Source organism: Cytobacillus sp. MT66, assembly GCF_058792595.1.
In genome coordinates this window covers 340511-362672 of the sequence record NZ_JBXAFB010000006.1, presented here as the reverse complement: position 1 = coordinate 362672, position 22162 = coordinate 340511, and the positions used below count along the sequence as shown (strand labels likewise).

18 protein-coding genes are annotated in these 22162 nt (G+C 41.6%); 4 read left to right on the top strand and 14 right to left on the bottom strand.

All coding sequences use genetic code 11. The features are described from left to right. Positions 1-172: 172 nt before the first annotated feature. The 8 genes from dat to AC1Q59_RS13735 all read right to left on the bottom strand — a co-directional run bounded on the left by dat (position 173) and on the right by AC1Q59_RS13735 (position 10116). The gene (gene dat, locus AC1Q59_RS13770) at positions 173-1027 is read right to left on the bottom strand and encodes a D-amino-acid transaminase (protein WP_492366413.1); all 855 of its coding nucleotides are present in this window, start codon (positions 1025-1027) and stop codon (positions 173-175) included. A 306-nt stretch (positions 1028-1333) separates the two neighbouring features. Beyond that, complete coding sequence (locus AC1Q59_RS13765; protein WP_492366412.1) at positions 1334-2338, bottom strand: proline racemase family protein; 1005 nt, start codon at positions 2336-2338, stop codon at positions 1334-1336. Positions 2339-2479: 141 nt separating this feature from the next. Next, the gene (locus AC1Q59_RS13760) at positions 2480-3949 is read right to left on the bottom strand and encodes an alanine/glycine:cation symporter family protein (protein WP_492366411.1); all 1470 of its coding nucleotides are present in this window, start codon (positions 3947-3949) and stop codon (positions 2480-2482) included. A 224-nt stretch (positions 3950-4173) separates the two neighbouring features. Further along, complete coding sequence (locus AC1Q59_RS13755) at positions 4174-5670, bottom strand: aldehyde dehydrogenase family protein (RefSeq protein WP_492366410.1); 1497 nt, start codon at positions 5668-5670, stop codon at positions 4174-4176. 146 nt (positions 5671-5816) lie between these two features. Then, complete coding sequence (gene dapA / locus AC1Q59_RS13750) at positions 5817-6710, bottom strand: 4-hydroxy-tetrahydrodipicolinate synthase (protein ID WP_492366409.1); 894 nt, start codon at positions 6708-6710, stop codon at positions 5817-5819. Between the two features lie 216 nt (positions 6711-6926). Further along, positions 6927-7877 (bottom strand): proline racemase family protein, encoded by a 951-nt coding sequence (locus AC1Q59_RS13745; protein WP_492366408.1) that lies wholly within the window; start codon positions 7875-7877, stop codon positions 6927-6929. Next, a complete protein-coding gene (locus tag AC1Q59_RS13740) occupies positions 7874-8911 on the bottom strand; it encodes a proline racemase family protein (protein WP_492366407.1) in 1038 nt (345 codons plus the stop codon). The genes AC1Q59_RS13745 and AC1Q59_RS13740 overlap by 4 nt, the downstream gene beginning before the upstream one ends. After that, a complete protein-coding gene (locus AC1Q59_RS13735; RefSeq protein ID WP_492366406.1) occupies positions 8911-10116 on the bottom strand; it encodes an NAD(P)/FAD-dependent oxidoreductase in 1206 nt (401 codons plus the stop codon). The genes AC1Q59_RS13740 and AC1Q59_RS13735 overlap by 1 nt, the downstream gene beginning before the upstream one ends. 185 nt (positions 10117-10301) lie before the next feature. On the opposite strand from AC1Q59_RS13735, the gene AC1Q59_RS13730 reads away from it, so the two are divergent. The 4 genes from AC1Q59_RS13730 to AC1Q59_RS13715 all read left to right on the top strand — a co-directional run bounded on the left by AC1Q59_RS13730 (position 10302) and on the right by AC1Q59_RS13715 (position 13827). Next, complete coding sequence (locus tag AC1Q59_RS13730; protein ID WP_492366405.1) at positions 10302-11915, top strand: sigma-54 interaction domain-containing protein; 1614 nt, start codon at positions 10302-10304, stop codon at positions 11913-11915. A 76-nt stretch (positions 11916-11991) separates the two neighbouring features. Then, on the top strand, positions 11992-12267 hold the full coding sequence (locus AC1Q59_RS13725; RefSeq protein WP_492366404.1) for a (2Fe-2S)-binding protein: 276 nt from the start codon (positions 11992-11994) through the stop codon (positions 12265-12267). Then, positions 12260-12592, top strand: coding sequence for a (2Fe-2S)-binding protein (locus tag AC1Q59_RS13720; RefSeq protein WP_492366403.1), 333 nt, complete (start codon positions 12260-12262; stop codon positions 12590-12592). Before AC1Q59_RS13725 ends, AC1Q59_RS13720 begins: the two co-directional genes overlap by 8 nt. Next, the gene (locus AC1Q59_RS13715) at positions 12589-13827 is read left to right on the top strand and encodes an NAD(P)/FAD-dependent oxidoreductase (RefSeq protein ID WP_492366402.1); all 1239 of its coding nucleotides are present in this window, start codon (positions 12589-12591) and stop codon (positions 13825-13827) included. The genes AC1Q59_RS13720 and AC1Q59_RS13715 overlap by 4 nt, the downstream gene beginning before the upstream one ends. A 55-nt stretch (positions 13828-13882) precedes the next feature. On the opposite strand, the gene AC1Q59_RS13710 is transcribed toward AC1Q59_RS13715, so the two are convergent. The 6 genes from AC1Q59_RS13710 to AC1Q59_RS13685 form a co-directional block, all read right to left on the bottom strand. Then, complete coding sequence (locus tag AC1Q59_RS13710) at positions 13883-14893, bottom strand: ornithine cyclodeaminase family protein (RefSeq protein WP_492366401.1); 1011 nt, start codon at positions 14891-14893, stop codon at positions 13883-13885. 321 nt (positions 14894-15214) lie between these two features. Continuing rightward, positions 15215-16321 (bottom strand): M24 family metallopeptidase, encoded by a 1107-nt coding sequence (locus AC1Q59_RS13705; RefSeq protein WP_492366400.1) that lies wholly within the window; start codon positions 16319-16321, stop codon positions 15215-15217. Positions 16322-16388: 67 nt separating this feature from the next. Continuing rightward, entirely contained in the window at positions 16389-17714 is a 1326-nt protein-coding gene (locus tag AC1Q59_RS13700; RefSeq protein WP_492366399.1) for a purine-cytosine permease family protein, read from the bottom strand. Between the two features lie 27 nt (positions 17715-17741). Next, entirely contained in the window at positions 17742-18182 is a 441-nt protein-coding gene (locus tag AC1Q59_RS13695) for a DUF3830 family protein (RefSeq protein ID WP_492366398.1), read from the bottom strand. A 163-nt stretch (positions 18183-18345) separates the two neighbouring features. Next, positions 18346-19998, bottom strand: a complete 1653-nt coding sequence (locus AC1Q59_RS13690; RefSeq protein ID WP_492366397.1) for a hydantoinase B/oxoprolinase family protein — start codon at positions 19996-19998, stop codon at positions 18346-18348. Further along, positions 19995-22031 carry a hydantoinase/oxoprolinase family protein gene (locus AC1Q59_RS13685; protein WP_492366396.1) on the bottom strand — a complete coding sequence of 679 codons (2037 nt, stop codon included), beginning with the start codon at positions 22029-22031 and terminating at the stop codon, positions 19995-19997. Before AC1Q59_RS13685 ends, AC1Q59_RS13690 begins: the two co-directional genes overlap by 4 nt. Positions 22032-22162 lie beyond the last annotated feature (131 nt).

The window sequence follows — 22162 nt, the reverse complement described above, 5'->3', positions numbered from 1 at the left end:
TGTGGCTTTAGCCCACAACATACTGAAAGTAGCAGGCATCCGCCAGCTACTTTCAGAGAAAAATTCAAAAGATAAAAATAAGGGTGGAGAAAATTTGTTGATTTTCTTCCACCCTTATTTAATTTAGGGACTTATCAGACAGCCCCTTTTTTCTACTATAAGAGGATGTCAATTAAACCTTAGCTATCACTTCAGAAACCAACTTTTCATACTGATCCTGGAGCACTTTAGTTATCTTTCCTGGGGTTCCATTCCCAATAATTTTATCATCCACCTTTATTACCGGCATTACCTCGTTTGTCGTACTTGAAATAAAAATTTCATCGGCATCTAAAAGCTGATCTACAGTGAATGGCTCTTGAATGACTGGAAGACCAATTTGTTTGCTTAATTTTATTATTAATTCACGAGTGATTCCAGGTAATATTAAATTAGACAATGGATGTGTAAAAAGCTGTTCATTTTTAACGATAAATACATTAGTAGCACTGCCTTCAGTAACAGTTCCATTTCTATGTTGAATGGCTTCTTGAAACCCTTTCATCTTTGCTTCCTGTTTAGCTAATACATTACCTAATAAATTTAGACTTTTAATATCACATCTAAGCCAGCGTATATCCTCTTTTAGAGTTGCAGTGATTCCTGTTTTCTGTTTTTGAATCGGACGTTCAACTTCATTTGTATAAGCTATTACTTGCAGTTTTGTATCCCCATCTGGAAAATCATGATTTCTTGGAGCTACTCCCCGAGTAATCTGGATGTATACATTTCCTGTCCTTATATTATTTTTTTCAATTAGAGTTAGAATACTTTCTTCTATGTCTTTTCGCATATCCTTCAACTCAAGAAGAATCTCCCTGCCACTTCGTTCTAAACGATCAAGATGTTCTTTTAGAGTAAATGGTTTTCTATCATAAACTCTAATAACCTCGTAAATTCCATCCCCAAATTGATAGCCGCGGTCTTCAAAAGAAATGTTAACTTCATTCATTCTCATTATTTGACCATTAAAAAATACCAAATCCACAATTTCCACCCTCTTATTCTTTATATTTCTTATTAAATTACTCGTCACCTTTTCCTTTTGTGACTCTCGTTTAAGGATGAACATCTGATATACAATGATAAAAGCAAGCTTTACGTCTGTAAGTACTAATCCACATCGAATCTGAATATTTGGACATTTCTAAAGCAATATTAAACTCCAGCATTTTATATGTAAAATAGATAAACTCGTAATTTAAACACAATAATTTCGATATTTAATGAAAATCTCTAAAAGTAAAAGCGGTCCCCGCTCCATTATTGAGCAGCAAACCGGCTTATATATATATTATTCTAATAAGAAACCTTGTTTCAGCGGGTCCCTCGGATCAACAACAAACTGATGAAAACCAGTAATGAAGGCTTGCCCGGACACTCTTGGTATGACAGCATTATATTCTCCTACCTTTGTAAGCGACAAGATCTCTCCTATAAATTGGCCATCGGTAATGCACTCATGAACAAAGCTTTCACCTACTTTTAATCGGCCATGCTCATACAATGTTGCAGCTCTGGCAGAAGTACCGGTACCGCAAGCTGAGCGGTCGACTTGCTCATCTGCAAAAATCGTAACATTTCTAAGATCCGCGCCCTCTTTCCTTGGCTCATCTGAAAAAATTACGCCGTATATTCCCTTTAGGTCTGGCTCCAGCGGATGCATTACTTCTATATTGCTTTCAATAAAGTTTTTTATTTTTGTTCCCCAGGCTTGAATTTTGCGGAGGTCTTCAAAATTCACGTTAAGCCCCATTTTCTTACTGTCTACAACCCCATAAAAAGCTCCGCCAAAAGCGATATCAATGGTAAATTCACAGCCATCGATTGTCACCGGAAAATCTTTTTTATAAACAAAGGATGGAACATTTTCAAAAGATACGGATTGAACTTGATTACCCTCGTATTTCGCATAGGCAATCACCTCACCAGCTGGGCTGTCGATAATAAATTTCTCTTTCCCATTAGATAAATCGAACATCCCAGTCTCAATGCCAACAGTCATTACCGCGATGATTCCATGGCCGCACATCGTACTCCAGCCTTCATTATGCATAAACAGCACACCGAAATCTGCATGCGTGCTTGCCGGTGGTGTGATGATGCAACCATACATACCGTGATGGCCGCGCGGCTCATACATTAAAATTTCTCGAAGATGATCAAGATGTTCCATACAATAAGCCCGTCTTTCGAGCTGTGTTTCCCCTTTAATCTCTGGGAACCCGCCAGTAATAACACGAAGCGGCTCTCCATCCACATGCAAATCAACCGTTGTAAACATTTTACTAAAATTCATGATTTTCCTCCGATCATTAATTTTCTATTGTTTAGATAGTTGACTATTCACCTGTTCGCTGTACAAACTGTGTGTTCATCCTAAATTAAACTAGGACGGATCTCCCCTTCATAAGAAGAAGGAAAACCGCCCTATTTCTATTTAACCAACGTTTTTCTTATTTTTTGCAGCTTCATTTTTGATCTTTTCCTCCCAGAAATCAGCACCTTTAATACCAAGTTTAATTGGATCAAAGACTGGGTCTAAGCCTGCTTTTTTCTGAGTTTCATAGTCTTTAAATACTTTTAAGGCCGTTTTTGTTAAAAATAGAATGGCTATTAAGTTAAGCCAGCACATTAGGCCAAAGCCGAAGTCACCTAATCCCCATAACAAGGATGCATTCTCCACACTGCCGAAGTAAATCATTCCTAGGAAAAGAATCATTAAGCCTGTCCTTAGCCCTTTTAAATTTCTATTTCTGCCAAGGTAGAATAAAGTCGTTTCTGAAATATAGTAGTAAGCCATCAAAGTTGTAAAAGCAAAGAAGAAGATCGCAACGGCTACGAAAAATCCGCCAAATCCTGGGATAACGCTTTCAACGGCTGCCTGTGTCCACATTGGTCCAGCCTCAACGCCTGGAATGTTGTCAACAATCGGCTGTTGCTGACCTTCTGGTGTAATACTGTACATACCGGTGATTAGGATCATAAGTGCCGTAGCTGTACATACAACGATAGTATCAATATAAACAGAGAATCCTTGAACAAGACCTTGTTTGGCCGGATGGGAAACATCAGCAGCTGCTGAACTATAGGTACCTTCTCCGACACCGGCAACGTTAGAGAATACTGCCCGCTTAACTCCCCATGCAATAGCAGCTCCAATCATTCCGCCGAACATTTCATTAGCGCCAAATGCGCTTGAGATGATTAGCCACAGCATTGATGGAATTTCTGTTGCATTAGCAATTAATAGAATTAAGGTGATAATCACATAGCCCAAAGCCATGAATGGAACAACTTTTTCCGCAACAGAAGCAATTCGTTTAACTCCGCCGAAAATAATGACACCAATTAAAGCGACAAGAATAATACCAGTGATGCTTTTGTTTAGACCCAATGTGTTTTCAAATCCAACGGCTATAGTGTTGGCCTGTATGCCGGGGACGAAAACGCCATAGCAAATAGTAACAACAATCGCAACAAACACTGCAAACCACTTGATATTTAACCCTTTTTCGATAAAAAATGGTGTTCCGCCTCGATATTGATCTCCATCTTTTACTTTATAGACTTGAGCAAGAGTTGACTCAATAAAGGCACTTGCGCCTCCTAATATAGCCATAACCCACATCCAGAAAACTGCTCCCGGACCGCCAAATGCAATCGCAGTGGCTACTCCAGCAATATTTCCAATACCAACACGGCTTGCTAAAGACATAGCAAACGCTTGGAAAGAAGAAACACCTGATTCTGGATTACCCTTTTCCAAAAGAAGCTTGATCATTTCCTTAAAATATCTAATTTGCACAAAACGTGTCATAATGGAAAAAAACAATCCAGCACCAAGAGCAAATACCACTAATCCAAGGCTCCATACCATACCTGACGCTTTATTCACTAATTCTTCCATCCTATCCCTCCTCGAACTAGTCTTGATTAAACAATTCTATCTTTTTATATCCTTTTCAACAATAGTAATTTTCAGATAATAGTGAGTTTAGATGAGGACAGACCTGCTGCCCGCAGCTAGGGCATCTGGTCTGTCCCGTAAAGGACACGGGGACAGGCACCCTGTCCCACCGTAACCTGCTATTGGTTCAACACAAGGTCAGAACCGTTTTCCAAATAGAAGAATTATTGATCCTGCTTAATATTAACAAATACACTTTTCACTTCTGTGTAGTTTTGCAGGCCATACTCGCCGCCCATTTCGCGGCCGATTCCTGATTGTTTGTAGCCGCCGAATGGCATTGTTTCCCACTCGAGGCCAAAGTCATTAATCCAAACTGTACCTGATTGCAGCTTTCCTGCAATATAGTGGGCTTTTTTGATATTTTCTGTCCAAACACTTGCTGCTAAGCCGTAATCACTGTCGTTTGCACGTTTAATAACTTCTTCGATTGTGTCGAAAACAAAAATGGACATAACAGGACCGAAGATTTCTTCGCGGGCAATCACCATTTGATCTTCTACATCGGCAAAAACAGTTGGCTGCACAAAATATCCTTTTTCATATGCTTTTTCGCCGCCGGCTACAAGGCGAGCGCCTTCCTTTTTCCCTTGCTCAATATAGCTAAGAACCGTTTTATGCTGTTTAGCTGAAACAAGCGGTCCCATTTCTGTTTCAGGATCCATTCCAGGTCCTACTTTCACTGCTTTAGCTTTTTCTGCTAAAGCTTCTACAACACGATCATAGATGCCTCGCTGGACAAATACACGGGTACATGCACTGCAGTTTTGCCCGTGATTATACATCGTTCCGCTAAATGCCCCTTCGATAGCTTCATCAAGATTAGCATCATCTAAAATAATGGCTGGTGATTTTCCGCCAAGCTCTAGCGTAACACCTTTAATTTGCTCGGCAGCTTTTTTCATAACTTCTTTTCCAGTAGCTGTTGATCCAGTAAAGGCAACCTTATCAACATCTTTATGTGTGACGATAGCTTCACCGGCAATTCTTCCAGATCCCGGTACAATGTTTACAACACCGTCTGGAAAACCTGCTTCTTTAAAAAGCTTTCCTGCATATAGAAGAGATAGCGGTGTTTCAGTTGCCGGCTTGATAACGACTGTACAGCCGACAGCTAGTGCGGATCCAAGCTTCCAGGCAGCCATGGCGAGCGGGAAGTTCCATGGAATAATTTGGCCTACAACTCCAACCGGCTCATGTACTGTGTAAGTAACATAATCCTTTGAAATTTGCGTAGTCTTGCCGAATAGTTTTGTTGCCCAGCCTGCATAGTATCTGAAATGCTGAACAGTTCCATCGACGTCATCTGCCAAAGCGACTTCATATGGTTTACCATTATCCAATGATTCCAGCTGGGCTAGCTCTTCACGGTTCTCTTCTAAGAGATCAGCAAATTTATAGATGATCCGGGAGCGCTCAGCCGCATCCATCTTTGTCCATTCACCTTCATCAAAGGCCTTTCTTGCAGCAGCTACCGCAGCATTGATATCTTCCTCTTGTGCTTCACTCACTTCAGCAATCACTTCTTCATTTGCTGGATTTAAAACAGCAAACGTCTTGCCGCTAATCGATGGCACATACTCACCGTTAATATATAAACCTTTTACACCTTCTAAAAACTCCTGCACCTTTGGCTTCAATGTGTAATTAGTCGCTTGCATACTATCTCTCCTTCACAAATTTATTCATCTAGAAATCCCGCGCTGGCTTTAACGCTTTAAACCATCGGGGGTCAGGCCCCCATTGCGTTAATGCCTTAAACTAATGCAACAATCGCCGGGGGTCAGGCCCCCATTGCGTTAATGCCTTAAACTAATGCAACTGATAGGTCAGCTAATAGTTCTTTTAATTGCTGATCTTCTTCAGGTGATAAGCCTAGACGAGGGTAACGTGCAGGTCCTCCAGCCTGGCCAGTTAATTCCATGGCTCTCTTCACGATTTGCACGTATTTTCCTGATCCCTCTAGGAACGCACACAGCGGTAAAATACGGTCATTGATTGCCCATGCTTCTTCAAGCTCGCCGTTTTGGAAATGGTTATACATGTCTGTTACAAGCTTTGGCACGATGTTTCCTGCCACAGAAATCCAGCCTGTTGCTCCAACGAGGTAAGACTCCATAACAAGTTCTTCCGCGCCGCAGAATACTTCAAAGTCTCCCTTTCCTTTTCTTGCAAGATCTCTAACTTTACCAATCTCGCCGCTAGATTCCTTGATATGTGTTACATTTTCGCAATCCTTGCCAATCTGAAGCATTAATTCTGTGCTCATATTAACGCCGGAAGTAAATGGGTTGTTATAAAGCATAATTGGCAGATTCACAGCGCTGGAAACTTCTTTGAAATGGTAATAGATTTCATTTTCCTTTGGCTTCATGTAATAAGGGTTGATGATTAAGGCAGCATCAGCTCCATGTGCTTCTGCCTGCTTTGTATATTCGATCGTTTCTTTTGTTGTTTCTGCAGCTGTACCAACGATAACTGGAATACGGCCGTTTACTTCTTTCATAACCGTTTCTACCATTTGGAATTTTTCTTCTTTTGATAGACTGACAAATTCACCAGTGCTTCCGTTGATAACGATGCCTGCTACGCCTTGGTCTATGAAGTAATTGACGTTGTTTTTTACTCCTGCCCAATCAATTTCTTGTTCCTGTGTCATTGGTGTAATTAATACTGGATAAGCTCCTCTGATTGTTGTCATTTTAATTTCCTCCTGTATGATTAATAGTTTTTTATTTAGTTGTGTTAACTTAACAAAGCCGTTGATTTCCGCTCCAGGCACTGCGCTTTCCTGGGGGCATTTTGTGAGCCTCCTCGTCGCATTCGCTCCTGCTCACGTCTCACTTCAATGCTGATCCCCAAGGAGTCTTCGTGCCTTCCGCTCCAATCAACTAGTTCCTAACTTTTAACAATGTAATTATTTTAATAAAAACCCTGCAGCTAAAGGATCTGTTGGATCTAGCACATAGCTCTGCATCCCTGTAATAAATCCGCGGGCTTTAAAAACAAACTCAAAACCGGCTTCATTTTGTGCTGAAAGCTCTGCTGTCAATTTGCCATTAAAAATGCTTTCATTTTCAATTGGGCTATCTGCAGGTACATCGCCATTTCCTATTAAATAGGCGCTGCAGGCAGCGAGTGTGCCAAAGCCTGGTGAACGCACAATATAATTGTCCGGACGGAATGTGACCGTTTTGATTTTGCCTTCACTTTTTTGCGAATGATCCAGCAAAATCACTCGATCAACCGATTTGCCTTCTAAAGCTTCAATCGCCTTCTGTCCCCATTGATTAATCTCAGGAAGGTTCTCCGTCTCAATTTCAAAAGGCAGCTCCGCCTTATCAAAAATTGCATATACCTGATCGCCTTGAACAAGCGTAACTTCTGTCTGTACGTCTAAATAGGAAACTGCTGCATTAGTTGCAACAATCTTGAATGCTCCACTTTCCAATTCGACGGATTTCACCTCATCGTCTTCCATAGCAGCAGTAATCTTAACGATGCCGCTGACCGTTTCAATGCTATATTCGTTTGATGGCTTTGCCTTCAGCTGGCCGCATTCCAGCAATGCTGTTATAACAGCAACTACTCCGCCATATTGCACCGTAAACGTTCTGCTGTGATCGAAAAAGACAACTGCTGCATCTGCCCCGCTCTTAAAAGGCGGAACAACCAAACAGCCATTTAACCCGGCAAACCCGCGCGGCTCATTTAATAAAAGTTTAATCTCTTCCTCATAGACAAGCGGAAATTGCTCATTTAACTCCTGCAAACTCTGATAATGGACAAACGGCGCATCCTTAATGATGCGGAAGGCCTCGCCTGCTACGTGAACATCCGTTGCTGTGTATGCCTTTTGAATTTTCATTTCACATCCTCCATTTCATGTTCCATTGGGGGAATGAGTAAAAAGCCTTCTTTAAGCGGGTCTTCCTCGTTATAAAAGAACCTGTGCATTCCCATCAGCCATGCTGAACCAGCGATTCTTGTAATAACAGCCTCTACACCCTGCACATCGGCAGTTTCAAGGACGCGTCCGCGGAATAAAGAACCCACAATACTTTCATGTACAAATTCTTCGTCAATGCCTATTTCCTTTTTGGAATAGAGAACTGATAATTTGGCTGATGTGCCTGTGCCACATGGAGAACGGTCAATCCCGCCCGGCGGGACAACTACCGTATTTTTCACATCTGCTTCTTCATGAGTCGGCTCTGTGAAAAACTCAATATGAGTCAAGCCGCGAATAAATGGGTGCTGCGGATGAACCACATCTGTTGTTTCATTGATCGTGTTTCTAATTTTAATTGCTTTCTCGATAATCCTTGACGCGTTCTCTGGAATTAGCTCCAATCCAACAGATTTCGCATCAATAATTCCATAGAAATTACCGCCATACGCAATGTCTGCCTCAACTGTTCCAATTCCTTCAACATCTACAGAAACACTTTTTAATAAGAAGGCGGGGACATTGCAGAAGGAAACCTCTACCGCTTTTTTGTTTTCCACCTTAATATCTGCTTCTACAAGGCCTGCTGGTGTATCAATTTTGATTGAGGTAACTGGCTCTTGCACTGGGATAAGCCCTGCTTCCACTAATGCTGTACAGACACCGATTGTGTCATGGCCGCACATTGGCAAATACCCGCCAGTCTCGACATAAATAACGCCGATATCTGCTTCAGGATGACATGGTTCTGTCAATAATACCCCTGACATGACATCATGCCCTCGCGGTTCGTTCATCAACAGCTTGCGGATCCAGTCATACTCCCTTTGCATATGGAGCATTTTCTCAGACATGGTTGCCCCTTTTAGCTCAGGGAGTCCGCTTATCAAAGTCCGGGTGGGGTTGCCGCCCGTATGTGTATCAATGGTCGTAAAAACTCGATTTGCCTTCATCAGCTCAACACCCTTTCCGTAAATCGGGAGAACCTCAGCGGCTCAGTAGGGATGCATGTTTCCTTGTTATTAAGCATCTCCTCTATCACTTTTCCAGTGACAGCGGCAAGGCTGATTCCGTCTCCCTCATGGCCGGCTGCTATATAATAATTTGGAATTCCTTCAACCTCTGAAACAATTGGCAAATGATCCTCCGTCCATGGGCGCAGGCCTGCATAGGAGCGAATAACCATCATGTCAGCCATTTTTGGATAAAATCTGATGGCACGATTGGCAATGCACTTAATAATTTCGTTGTTGACCTTTGTATTAAAGCCAACAAACTCACGGCTGCTTCCAATTAGGAAGTTTTGGCTTTCTGTTGGTTCAAAAACAAGGGCAACCCCGTATTTTTCTGTAATCGGATCAACCTGGCGCTTGCCTCCAAACTTGGAAATCAAGTAACCAAACTCCATAACCTTTCTTGGCCCAACAAATTCCTGGCGCGACGCGACAATAATGTGGCCCTTTCTTGGTTTAATCGGAATTGACAAATCCAGCATCTCGCCGATATATGGAGCCCAAACCCCTGCAGCATTAACGACATTTTTCGCCGTAAACACCCCGTTGGATGTTTCGACGGTAAAAGTGCCGTCTGCTTCCCTTTTCATTCCGGTAACAGCTGTTTGCTTATGGGCTTTAGCCCCCATTTTCTTTGCACCTTCAAGAAGGTTAAAGGCAAGAAGGTATGGGTTAACGGTCGAGTCTGTTGCACACTCTAAACCGCCCAATAAATCATCTGCAAAATACTTGGAATCTTGGCGAATATCCTCGCGGTCCAGCATTCTAAACGGCAGCCCAGCCTCCTTCTGGCGGTCTACCCATTTTTGTGCAGCGATCATTTCTTCCTCAGTCTCACAGACAAGAATGCTTCCAGGAGCGCGGTATTCAAATGGATGTTCTAATTCTCTGCTTAGTTCATCAACTAGTTTCTGACTGACCAGCGACATTTGACTGTCAAAGCCAGGGTCTTTATCTATTGCTAGAATATTTCCATCACAGCGGGAAGAAGTGCCGCTGACGAATTCACCTTTTTCAATAACCGTTACGTCTCTTCCAGATTTGGCAGTATAATAGGCAATTGCACAGCCTATGATTCCTCCGCCTATAACCAAAACGTCACAATGATGTCCCACAAAAACCAATCTCCCTTCGTCTGGTTGCATGCTGTTATTAATGCAAAATGCGTGCCAATTATTTTAAGCTTGCATAAAACGACAATTTTCAGTTAAATATTACAATGATTTAAAATTTTTGATTTCAATTTACTTTTAATTTTAAAAAAATTTGATAAACTAGTGTATAAAAGATTAAACAGTGTAAAAATTTTTATACACTACAGGAGGCTGTCATGTTTGCATTACCGTCAGTCAAAGAAATAATTGAAAATAATTTAATTCAGCTAAACCGAACACAGGATGAGAAGGATTTAAAGAGGGTTGATATAAATGATTCCTTCTCAGTATTAACAAAGGCCTTCAAAAGCTCCCAGGCTGTTGCTGTCATAGACTCCTACGGTCAAACGCTTGGCTGCATCACAATTGAGCAGGTCGTTGAATTTCTGCATGATTCCTATAATCAGTTAAAAGCTTTCTATGAAACTGTCATTCATACAATGGATGCTTCGGTGACAGTCATTGATGGGGATGAACGCGTCCGTACTTGGACAGAAGGGGCAGAAACCATCTTCTCTGTCAGCAAAGAAGAGATTATGGGGAAGCCAATAACAGATTTCTTTGAACATCATAATCTTGAAATTTTGGAATCGCTGCACAGCGGAAAAACCATCCGGGGACAGCAGCATCAGCCAAGATCTGATCTATTTGTCCTTATTAACGCAAACCCTGTTTATTTTAATGAAAAAATAATCGGGGCTGTTGTTTCCGAAACTGATGTGACCAACCAAGTCGTACTGAATGAAAAATTATTTAATATGTCAACTGAGGTGCACCGTTTAGAACAGGAGATGGCTAAGTATAGACCATCCGATCCCTTTAATATCATTAAAGGCAAAAGCGCTGTCATGGAAAAAACGGTGCAAATGGCGAAAAAAGTGTGCTCTGTCAGGTCAACCGTTTTGATCTTAGGAGATAGCGGTGTCGGCAAGGAGGTCTTTGCCAAAGCCATACATGAGGCAACTGAAGGGCCTGACGCACCGTTTATTTCAATTAACTGCGGCGCTATCCCTGCTTCATTATTTGAAAGCGAATTATTCGGATATGACCGGGGCGCCTTTTCCGGTGCGGATCATAGAGGAAAAAAAGGTAAGATCGAGCTGGCTAAAGGCGGCACCCTTTTTCTTGATGAAATTGGTGAAATGCCATTAGATATGCAGGTTAAGATGCTGCGTGTACTTCAGGAAAGAAAGTATTATAAGGTCGGCGGCGAAAAGGAAATGGAAACTGATTTTCGGGTCATTGCCGCAACAAATAGAGATTTAAGAGAACTAATGATGGAAGGTCAATTCCGGGAGGATTTATACTATCGGCTCAATGTCGTCAGCTTAAAAATTCCTCCGCTAAAAGAACGCCGGGAGGATGTCGTTGAACTCATTCACTACTTTTTAAATGACTTTTCATTGCGCTACCAGCGGCCGATCCATCATTTTTCACAGGAAGTCATGCAGGAGATGCTCCAATATGATTGGCCAGGAAACGTTCGGGAGCTGCGTAATGTTGTGGAAAGGCTTGTTGTTTTTGCGACAGATGGCGTCATTCGGAAGGAATATTTGCCATTCCATCCCATGACGAACCATTCCTCTACAGCTGATGCAGAGCTTCAGGAAAGCTTTATGGAATTTGATACACTCATCTTGCCTCTTCAAGAAGAAATGGATCAGCATGAAAAGAAGGTGCTCGAAAAAGCATTGGCAGTTACCCATGGCAATAAGCTTGAATGTGCGAAAAAACTGGGGATCACAAGAGCAACTCTATACAATCGTCTCAAACGTCTAGGACTAAGCTAGCTGCGTGAGGCCCTTTATAAGTTGGTACGATTTTTGCATATATTTTTAACATATGATTGAAGGGGAGGATTTCCAAATGAACAACAAAGAAGCACTTGTGATCTGCCGTTGTGAAGAGGTTACCTATGGACAGCTTTGCGCAACAGCGGAAGAACATCAATGCACAGCCAGGGAACTAAAGCTTAGAACAAGGGCGGGAATGGGTTTCTGCGGAGGACGTACTTGCAGAGTGATGGTCGATCGAATCATTGAGAGTGCCATACCTAATATAGAAAAAGGCGAAATTCCATTAAAATATCAGCCTCCAATTCGCCCGGTAACATTTGGAACAGTAGGTGAAAATAATGACTAGAATTATAGATCATCCAGTTTTAGGGAAATTAGAAGATAGAAAAAAGATTCCATTCACATTTGATGGAAAAGAGTATGAAGCCTATGAAAATGAAACCATTGCTGCAGCCATGCTGGCAAACGGCGTGAGAACGCTGCGTGTTCATGAGGATAGCGGAACACAAAGAGGATTCTACTGCAACATCGGCCACTGTATGGAATGCCGTGTAAAAGTAGACGGACAGGCTAATGTAAGAGCTTGTTTGACCGTTGTAAAGGAAAATATGGCGGTTGAAAGCGGGAAACAGCATCCTAATATTGTCAAAAGGATGGTGGAGGAACAATGATGGATGTTATCGTAATCGGAGCTGGACCAGCCGGTTTAGCTGGTGCCATAGCCTGTGCTGAAAACGGCTTAAAGGTCACCGTCATTGATGAGTTTGTCAGACCAGGCGGGAGATTAATCGGCCAGCTGCACCAGGAGCCATCAGGCGAATGGTGGAATGGAATCAAAGAATCCGAGCGTCTTCACAATGAAGCTCAAAATCTATCTGTAGATATCCGCTGCGGCGTTTCTGTCTACAACCTTGAAAAAGACGAGGATGGATGGAATGTTCATACAAATATCGGAACACTGACCGCACCTTATGTGCTAGTAGCAACTGGAGCAGCAGAGTTTCCAATTCCAGTGCCAGGCTGGACACTCCCGGGCGTCATGTCCATAGGGGCAGCACAGGTCATGACGAATGTCCATCGTGTTGAGGTCGGGAAAAAGGGAATTATTATTGGAGCTAACATTCTAGCATTTGCGATTTTAAACGAGCTGCAATTAGCCGGAATTAATGTGGAACGGATTGTTCTTCCGGAAAAAAGCCCGCTTAGCCAAAATGCCGGAGAACCAGAGGAAGTCATGAAGTCGCTTCTAAACGCGGCCCATCTGGCTCCATCTCCGCTTTTACGCTTCGGCAGCCGTTTTATGAAAAATGAAGGGTTCCGTAAATTAGGAATGAAATTCTTCCCTAAAGGTGGCGTCAAGGTGAATGGCACACCACTGCAGCTGAGAAAAGCGGCCCTGGAAATTTTGGGCAAGGATCAGGTCGAAGGTGTCCTTACAGCAGATATTGATGCAAGCGGAAATGTCATCAAAGGAACGGAAAAGATTTATGAGGCAGATTTTGTATGTATCGCAGGAGGCTTGTATCCATTAGCTGAGCTGACAGCGGTTGCCGGTTGCCCGTTCCAATACATTCCAGAATTAGGCGGACATGTTCCGCACCATTCAGAAAAAATGGAAACCCCGCTCGAAGGATTATTTGTCGCAGGCAACATCACTGGCATTGAAAGCGGAAAAATCGCCATGGCCCAGGGAACCACTGCAGGTATTTCGATTGCCATGCACGCAGGAAAAGGCGGCGCTAGCATTGACGAGGAACTTAAAAAGGCAATGAAAAATGTCCATACTGTCCGTCAGAACGCTGCTATTCAATTCAACCCGGAGATTGCGAACGGCCGTAGAAAGATTTATGAGCTGTGGAATGAGCTATACGTGGAGAAACAGGATACTTTACAAAAGATAGGATAATAAATTCATGCAAAGAACTGCAGCTTTTTAAATGACTGCAGTTCTTTTTTTACTGTTATACATTTTGAAAATCAATAACAGATTCGCCTCCAAGCGAAACTTGCTGGCCTATTTGTTCTTTAAGGGCTTTTTCATATAGGTATCTAGCTGCAGCAATATCCGCTACTGCTAAACCTACTGATTTGAAGACAGTAATCTCTTCATCATTTTCTCTTCCCGCCGCTTTGCTGCTGATGATTTCTCCCAATTCGGCATGAATGCCTGCCGGGCTAAATACACCTTCTTTTATAGGGATTAAAAGATCTCCCGCCTCACTTAATGAGGACTTTCTTGATTCAACAACAACTTTATTTGCATTTGCAATAACATGGGAAGGCAGTTCCTGCATCGCAGGACGGTACGATCCAATCGCATTAATGTGAACGCCTGGTTTCAAACGCTTGGAAAAAACGGGGGTTTCTGAACTTGTAGAAGTAACAATGATGTCTGCACCTTCAATTGCCTCATCAGCATTTTGATGAACAGAAACAGGAATAGAATGACGTTCTTTCACATAATTTGCTAAAGCTTTTGCCTTTCCTTCACTCCGATTATACAATCTTACCGATTCAATATTTCGAACGGCCATAACCGCTTCTAATTGGCCAACGGACTGCTCTCCCGTACCAATTAAGGCAAGCACCTTAGCATCCCCGCGGGCCAAATATTTTGTTGCCGCTCCAGATAATGCACCTGTTCTCATGACTGTTAGATAGGAACCCTCTAAAAGCGCGATTGGCTCTCCCGTTTTATTGCTGATTAACAGCACAACCCCATTGATCGTTTTCTTTCCAATCGCTTTATTATTTGGGAATGTACCGACATACTTCATCCCAAGACTATCGATATCCTCTGCAACCGAAGGCATGAATATCGCATTGCCCTGTGCTTTATCAACTTGCAGCACTGTCCGCACTGGTGTCATTGACCGCTGGCAGGAATACTCTTCCAAGGCGTTCGATACTGCATCAATCAACTCGGGCATTTTTATTAATTTTTGCTGATCATTTGAACTTAAAACTAACATGTCGAACCTCCTATATAATTAGCTCTTAAATACTCAAAGTATCTCTTTTTAGCATTTCTAAGATGGTTTCGCATGGCCTTCTTGGCCCTTTCCTGTTCTTTAAGCTCAATTGACTTATATACTTCGAATTGTTTCTGCCGGATACTGTTAATTTAAATCATACTAGGATCAAGGTCAACAAAAATGACTAAATATTCATAATAATATAAATAATGATTTACCCTATGCGCCTTTATAAAAACACGAAAATTGACATAAAAAAGTCAAGAAATTCTTTGATTTCTTGACATCATTACGCTATTAAATCTTTATTTTTAAATTCTATCCAATCCGAATTAACTCAGTCGGGAAGGATGTGAGCTTTCTTCCATTTCCATCTTCATCAATATAAACATTTTCCTCAATCCGAACTCCGCCATATCCTGGGATATAGATGCCCGGTTCAATAGTGAATAATAAACCGCTTTCTGCAAGGGTTTCATTGTTTTCATGAATGGATGGATCTTCATGAACCTCGATTCCTAAGCCATGTCCGACACGGTTGTTAAAATACTGACCATATCCCGCTTCCTTAATCACATTTCGTGCGGCAATATCAAACTGCCCAAGAGGAGTACCTGCCTTGACAGCATTAACACCCGCTTCAGTTGATTGACGGACAATTTCATAGATTTCCCGCTGCTTTTCGGTTTCTTCGCCAATGACAAAGGTACGCGTAATATCAGAGCAGTATCCATCTGCGATGACACCCATATCAATTAGCAAGAAATCACCTTGATTAATGGTCTTGCTGCCTGGCACACCATGAGGCAGAGCTGCCTTCGCTCCGGACAAGACGATGGATGAGAATGAAGGGCCGTCAGCTCCAAATCTTCTCATCAAGTATTCAAGTTCAGCTGTTAACTCAGCCTCTGTCATTCCTGCTTTAACTCTTTTAATTCCTTCACCCATAACCTTTTCGATCAAATGAATGGCGTGCTGAACCTTTACGATTTCCTCTGGGCTTTTTTTCATTCTTTGGCTTGCAATAAACTCGCCAATATTTTTGTAGGTGAAATCTTTAAAGAAATATCCTAGCTGTTCCTGATGGTAAAGGGTAATAGCTTTTGTTTCCAAACCGATCATCTTCACATCGCTGCCAATGGTATCCACTAGCACCTGATATGGATTCACTTCATCAGAAATCGGCACAATTTGCTGTATATAGGAGCAATCATCTGCAATTTCCTTGTCCAATGCAGGTACAAACAAATATTCCTGCTGTCTTTTCAAATCAACAACCAGCGCCATAAATCTCTCATGCGGATCGGAATTAAATCCGGTGTAATAGAATACGTTTTTTGGATCTTTGACGATTGCCAGGTCTGTTCCTAGAGTTTTTAAATAGTTTGTCAATGCTTGTAATCTAGATTTATATTGTTCTTGCAAAGATGTTCACTCCTTAATTTAAAACATGAAGGCAATTCTTTATTATACAGAGAATGGTTTTATTCTACTATTTGTTGACAACGTCTCTCATGTCAGAAAGGTCTGTTTCAGTTACTGTAAATTGGTCAGGTCTAACACTTGCTTTGATTTTCATTCCAGCCAGATACACGACTCCGGAAATAATTAGTGATTGGATAGCAGGAACTCCCATTGGAAATTCATATTGTGTTAGGTAACCAACCACTGCACCTACAACTAATGCAAGTGTAGCAATCCAGTTCCATCCCGATTTATCAACCCAGGTCTTATTTCGAATAAAGAAGAAGTCAGCAAACATAACAGCAGCAATAGCAGGATAAATGACACTTAATAGAATTAGAAAATCCATGAAATAATCTAGTATACCTGCAACGGCTAATATGATACCGACGAGGGAGCCTCCTATGGTCAGCCAAGCTCTGCCTTTTCCTGAATCAATATTAAACATATTTGCTGCAGCAAGACCGGTTGAATAGCAAGCAACTAATTGGCTAGTCCATAACGCCAGCCATAAAATAAGGAAGCCCCAAAATGGAAAGCCTAAGTCGTGCATAACCGCAACAATATCTGCATTCCCAACGCCAACTGACATTACAGCACCAGTCAAAAAGAAGACAAACCCAATGATGATTATACCAAGAGGAATCAGAATTTGGTCCTTAACCTTTGGTTTTGAATACCTCGTATAATCGGATGCAATTAACCATTGAGCCACATTCGCACCGAGGATAAGACTAACTGCTCCCAAAAATGTCATCGACGGCTCCGGATTCCACGAAGAAATCTTTTCCCAGCCCGCTCCTTTTAATGAATAAAATACTCCAGCAAATATTAGTAAGAGGCCTGCGGGAACAGCTAAATAATCTGTCCACTTCATAGAATTATAGCCAATAATCGCTGGTACGGAAAACAGAACACCGGCAATTAATGTTAATAAAGCCCAAAGTACCCATTGCTCTGTGTAATCAATCCCAAAAACCGCTGAAATAGCATTCCCGGCAACAGCTGTATTTACACCAAACCAGCCTACATTCATAATTACTAATGATAAACCGACAATAAACCTTGCCTGTACTGAACCAAAGCTAGTTCTGGCAATAACGGCTGAAGGAAGTCCTGTTTTTGCACCTAGGTAACCTTGAAGAGCATTACCGGCCCATTGAATTATTACAAGTCCAACTAGCAGGATAAGCAATATCTTAGATAGCCCAAAGCTTCCAGCTAATGCGGCTCCAATCATAATAACCGGAACGGAAAACTCCAAACCGCCAAATATAGTGGCAGGAACAATCCAGTGCTGCCGCTCAGATTCCGGAACCTTGGCCAGTGCTTTATCATCATCCATAGACGCCATGTATTTTCCCCCTTAAAATAAAAAAGTCTATTCTTCTAATCTTTCAATAAAAATTTTCTCTTTGCCCTCTAGCCATATTCTTTCCCCTATTTGGGCCAGTCTTCCAAACTCATGATAATCAACTTGTGCAAACACGTTAACGGGTTCACTTCCTCTATGGCTCCTAGCCAGCTCTGCACCATAGTAGATAGCTATTGCCTGTGGGTGTTCACCATCTTCTTCCCAGCTCCAATCCCTCCAATAGCAGACTTCGCCTATACTGGTATAAATGGTTTGATTCTCTCTTCGAGGCATATCTTTTTCCATGTAAGCGAAATTCACTTCCCTGCCAGACCATCTGGACTGGGTAACAACACTTTCCAAGGGCAGTGAGCTCCAGATTTTTTCACATGTTTGCGGTGCTTTATCTACAAGTAATCTAGCTGTTAAACTATCTCCATTCTCAAATCTAATCCGTATTCGCTTCAAAATTTTGCACATCCTCTTTTGCTTTACTTCATCATTCTTTCAATACCCAATTTTCCGTTTTACAAGGATAAAAAAAGGAAGGAAACACAAATAAAATATTTGAATCCTCCCTTATTCTCGGAAAAAGTGTATTCATAGCTGTCTGTTAAGCATTTGGATCTGACTATTCGCTAACGTATCCGTTCCTTAAATCTTTTTCCTTATCACTAGCGGATCTTTCCTCTAGTTTGCCGAAGCCTCCTCCGCCGCCAGTTTTGGCGATAATGATATCACCCTTTTTCACCTTTTTCCCATTAACTTTAAGAAGATGTTCACTCTTGCCTTCTGATACAATTTCTACATCAGGCTGAGCACCGGGCTGGCCGCCAAACAACCCCCATGCAGGAGTCTTAGATCTTTCAAACCAAAGTGAAACATAAGCCTCATCATTTAAAATCTCGTATTCCCGCACAACACCGAGACCTCCGCGATGTTTGCCTGCACCGCCTGAATTTTCTCTGAGTGCGTACTGATTGATTCTAATCGGATATTTTGACTCAAACACTTCAATCGGAAGGTTTTTGAAGTCTCCGCTCACATGGTTAATTAATGCGGATTGGCCATCTCCGGAATGAAACGCACCCCATCCGCCAGCAGTTGCTTCAACGCTCAAAAATGATTCATTTGTTTCCTCGTCCATTCCGGCAAAAGTTACAACCATTGAATCACCATAATGGGCCCCAGCTGCTTTTTCTTTCATAACAGGAGAAAGCGCTTTTATTATTAAATCGATTAGAATACCAAGCGGTGTAAAATACCATCCGCACGGAGCAGGCTCGACCGCATGGAATATGGTTGCTTCCGGTGCAATCACATTCATTGTCCTAAAGTTTCCGCCTGTTACCGGAGAATTAGGGCTAATTAAATCTTTAAATGCAACCCGGCATGCAGAGATTGTCTGAGCGTATCCGCAATTGGTCTGTCCAAACCGCTGTTTGCTTGAACCTGTTAGATCAATCGTAATATGTTCTCCCTCTACTATTACTTTAACTTTGACAAGTATTGGCTCATCCTTAACTCCGTCATTATCAAGATGTCCTTCCGCTTCATAAACTCCATCTGGGATACTTCTGATAACACTGCGGTCCATTTCCTCGGATTGCTTAAAAATATCATGAATGCAGCGATTAATCCGATCAATGCCAAAGCGAATGATGAGTTCTTTGAATCTTTTTTCACCTGTTCTGCAGGCTGCAATCTGCGCGTTTAAGTCTCCAAGTGCTGCCTCCTGGAAACGGTTATTTGAAACAATTAGCCGAATGACATCTTGAATTGGCTTTCCTTTATCATAAATTTTAGTAGGGAGGATGCGGATTCCTTCCTGATAAATACTTGTAGCATCCATTGGATAGCCAGGATCTTTTGAGCCAATATCAAGCCAGTGTGCACGGTTAGCAGTAAACCCTACCAATTCTCCATCAAAGAAAATAGGTGAAAAAACTGTGACATCATTCAAATGGGTTCCGCCAATATAGGAATCATTTAAAATATATACATCGCCATCATTGTAATTTTTGATTCCGCCAATCATTTGCGTAGTCACTTTAATACATTCATCGATGTTTCCAAGGAATATCGGCAAACCTGCAGACTGCCCCAGCAGCTCAACATCCTTGTTAAAAATACAAACGCTGCAATCTTTCATTTCATAAATGATTGGAGAGAAAGCACTTCTGGCAAGACTTGCATTCATTTCGTCAGCTGCAGAAATAAGTGCATTTCTTATGATTTCCGTTGTAACCGGATTCTCTAAATAAACCTGTTGCTGGATTGTCATACCAAGACCTCCTGTTCAGCTGTTTCTTTAACAATTTCGATATTCTGATATTCATCAATGCGAATAAAGTGGTTTGGCGGTATTACAAGTGTTGAGTTTTTATCTTCTACGATCGCTGGGCCATTGAAATAGTTTCCATTAATAAGTACATCTGTTGAATAGACCTTTGTTGCCTGTTCAACGTTATCCCAAACAACATTACGGGAAGATTTAGGCACAGCTTCCTGTTCAGAATGCACTTGTGATTTCACATATTCCACTTTCTCTAAATCTCCGAAAGCGGTCACTCTAAGGTTTACAGCTTCTATTAATCCTTTTGGATTATTGTGTCCATAAATTTCCAAGTGTGCTTTGTGGAAATTTTCTTCAATTTCTTCAAAGTTATTAGAGTCATTTAATATATTAATCGTGTATTCCTGTCCTGTATAACGAATATCAATACTGTTTTGGAAACGTATTTGACCCGTTTCAATATTCTGCTGATTCAGCACCGTAATAGCTTCCTGTCTCATTTCATCATACAATGATTCTACTTCTGACAGATTAACCTGATCACTGCCGGATACATAGTTTCTCACTGTATCGAATCGAATGTCAGTCTGAAGCATTCCCCACGCTGAGAATGTACCGGAAACACTAGGAACGAATACTTTTTTCATATCTAGCAGATCAGCTATTAAAACAGCATGCATTGGGCCCGCACCGCCAAAAGCAACAAGTGTAAATTCACGAGGATCAATCCCGCGCTTTACTGTCAAAGTACGAATGGCATCAGCCATTTTTGCATTGGCAATATCACAAATTCCTTCTGCTGTCTCCTGTACAGACAAGCCGATTTGATCTGCCACAGACTTAACAGCTTCAATGGCAGCCTGCTTATCAAGCTTTATATCTCCGCCTAAAAAGTTATTTTCATCAATTCGTCCAAGGACTAGATTTGCATCAGTAACCGTTGGCTGTGTGCCGCCTTTGCCATAACAAGCCGGTCCCGGTGTTGACCCTGCACTTTTAGGACCAACTCTTAGTCCGCCTGCTTCAATCCAAGCAATAGAACCGCCGCCTGCACCAATTGTATGTATATTAACCATTGGTGAAAGAATAGGGAAACCTTCCATATTTATTTCTGCTATTACATCTGGCTCGCCATCAATAATCATGCTGACATCAAAACTAGTGCCGCCCATATCTACACAAATTAAGTTCTTATCACCAGTTAGTTTGGTTATATTCATTCCGCCAATCGTACCGCCAACTGGTCCGGACATTAGTGTCTGCAGCGGCAGCTTTTTTGCAATTTTTGATGTCATGACACCGCCATTTGACTGCATGATATAAATGTCCTTTTTGAACCCTCTTTTTTCAACTTCTTCTTCTAAAATAGCTAAATACTTCTTCACGATAGGTGCAATATAAGCATTAATAACAGTGGTGCTTACACGCTCATATTCGCGCCATTCTCTTGCAATATCACTTGATAGGGAAACAGGAATATCAAGCTCTCTCCCAATAACAGTGCGAATATGGTCTTCATGATCAGGATTACGGTAAGCGTGCATGAGGCAAACAGCAACCGCATCATATTTTTTCTCTTTTAACTCCCCAATGATCTGGAGAAGATTTTCCTCATCCAAAGGTTTTATTACAGAGCCATCGAAGGTAACTCTCTCATCTATCTCGTAAATATGCTCGCGCGCTACTAGAGTAGCAGGCTTATTGAATTGGATATTGTACATTTCCGTACGGTTAGCCCTGCCTATTTCGTATACATCTCTAAAACCCTTTGTAACAATAAGAGCCACATTTGCTCCTTTTCTTTCAAGGAAAGCATTTAAACCAGATGTGGTTCCATGGACAAAATATTCGATGTCACTTAAGTCATCTACATAATGTTCAATACACTCTAAAACACCTTCTGCTAAATTATGTGGGGTTGTTAGCGCTTTCTTTGTATGATAAACATTCTGCACGCGGTCAAAGATTACTAAATCAGTAAAGGTACCTCCAATATCTACACCCAGCCGATAACGCGACATTTTGTTTTTCCTCCTTTTATACATATACTGTAATTTTTGTAAGACTGTAACATAAAAAGCATACATTAGCCTAAGGTAAGCAGTAGCTTTGGGACCGAAACATTCCTCCTTTCAAGTATCGATTTATGTAA

What these genes read in the sequence shown, in the direction of transcription:
- AC1Q59_RS13765 (WP_492366412.1), bottom strand. Translation starts at nt 2,338, where the DNA reads ATGAATTTTAGTAAAATGTTTACAACGGTTGATTTGCATGTGGATGGA.
- AC1Q59_RS13710 (WP_492366401.1), bottom strand. Translation starts at nt 14,893, where the DNA reads ATGTTAGTTTTAAGTTCAAATGATCAGCAAAAATTAATAAAAATGCCC.
- AC1Q59_RS13725 (WP_492366404.1), top strand. Translation starts at nt 11,992, where the DNA reads ATGAACAACAAAGAAGCACTTGTGATCTGCCGTTGTGAAGAGGTTACC.
- AC1Q59_RS13760 (WP_492366411.1), bottom strand. Translation starts at nt 3,949, where the DNA reads ATGGAAGAATTAGTGAATAAAGCGTCAGGTATGGTATGGAGCCTTGGA.
- dapA (WP_492366409.1), bottom strand. Translation starts at nt 6,710, where the DNA reads ATGACAACAATCAGAGGAGCTTATCCAGTATTAATTACACCAATGACA.
- AC1Q59_RS13715 (WP_492366402.1), top strand. Translation starts at nt 12,589, where the DNA reads ATGATGGATGTTATCGTAATCGGAGCTGGACCAGCCGGTTTAGCTGGT.
- AC1Q59_RS13730 (WP_492366405.1), top strand. Translation starts at nt 10,302, where the DNA reads ATGTTTGCATTACCGTCAGTCAAAGAAATAATTGAAAATAATTTAATT.
- AC1Q59_RS13740 (WP_492366407.1), bottom strand. Translation starts at nt 8,911, where the DNA reads ATGAAGGCAAATCGAGTTTTTACGACCATTGATACACATACGGGCGGC.
- AC1Q59_RS13755 (WP_492366410.1), bottom strand. Translation starts at nt 5,670, where the DNA reads ATGCAAGCGACTAATTACACATTGAAGCCAAAGGTGCAGGAGTTTTTA.
- AC1Q59_RS13720 (WP_492366403.1), top strand. Translation starts at nt 12,260, where the DNA reads ATGACTAGAATTATAGATCATCCAGTTTTAGGGAAATTAGAAGATAGA.
- AC1Q59_RS13745 (WP_492366408.1), bottom strand. Translation starts at nt 7,877, where the DNA reads ATGAAAATTCAAAAGGCATACACAGCAACGGATGTTCACGTAGCAGGC.
- AC1Q59_RS13735 (WP_492366406.1), bottom strand. Translation starts at nt 10,116, where the DNA reads ATGCAACCAGACGAAGGGAGATTGGTTTTTGTGGGACATCATTGTGAC.
- AC1Q59_RS13700 (WP_492366399.1), bottom strand. Translation starts at nt 17,714, where the DNA reads ATGGCGTCTATGGATGATGATAAAGCACTGGCCAAGGTTCCGGAATCT.
- AC1Q59_RS13685 (WP_492366396.1), bottom strand. Translation starts at nt 22,031, where the DNA reads ATGTCGCGTTATCGGCTGGGTGTAGATATTGGAGGTACCTTTACTGAT.
- AC1Q59_RS13690 (WP_492366397.1), bottom strand. Translation starts at nt 19,998, where the DNA reads ATGACAATCCAGCAACAGGTTTATTTAGAGAATCCGGTTACAACGGAA.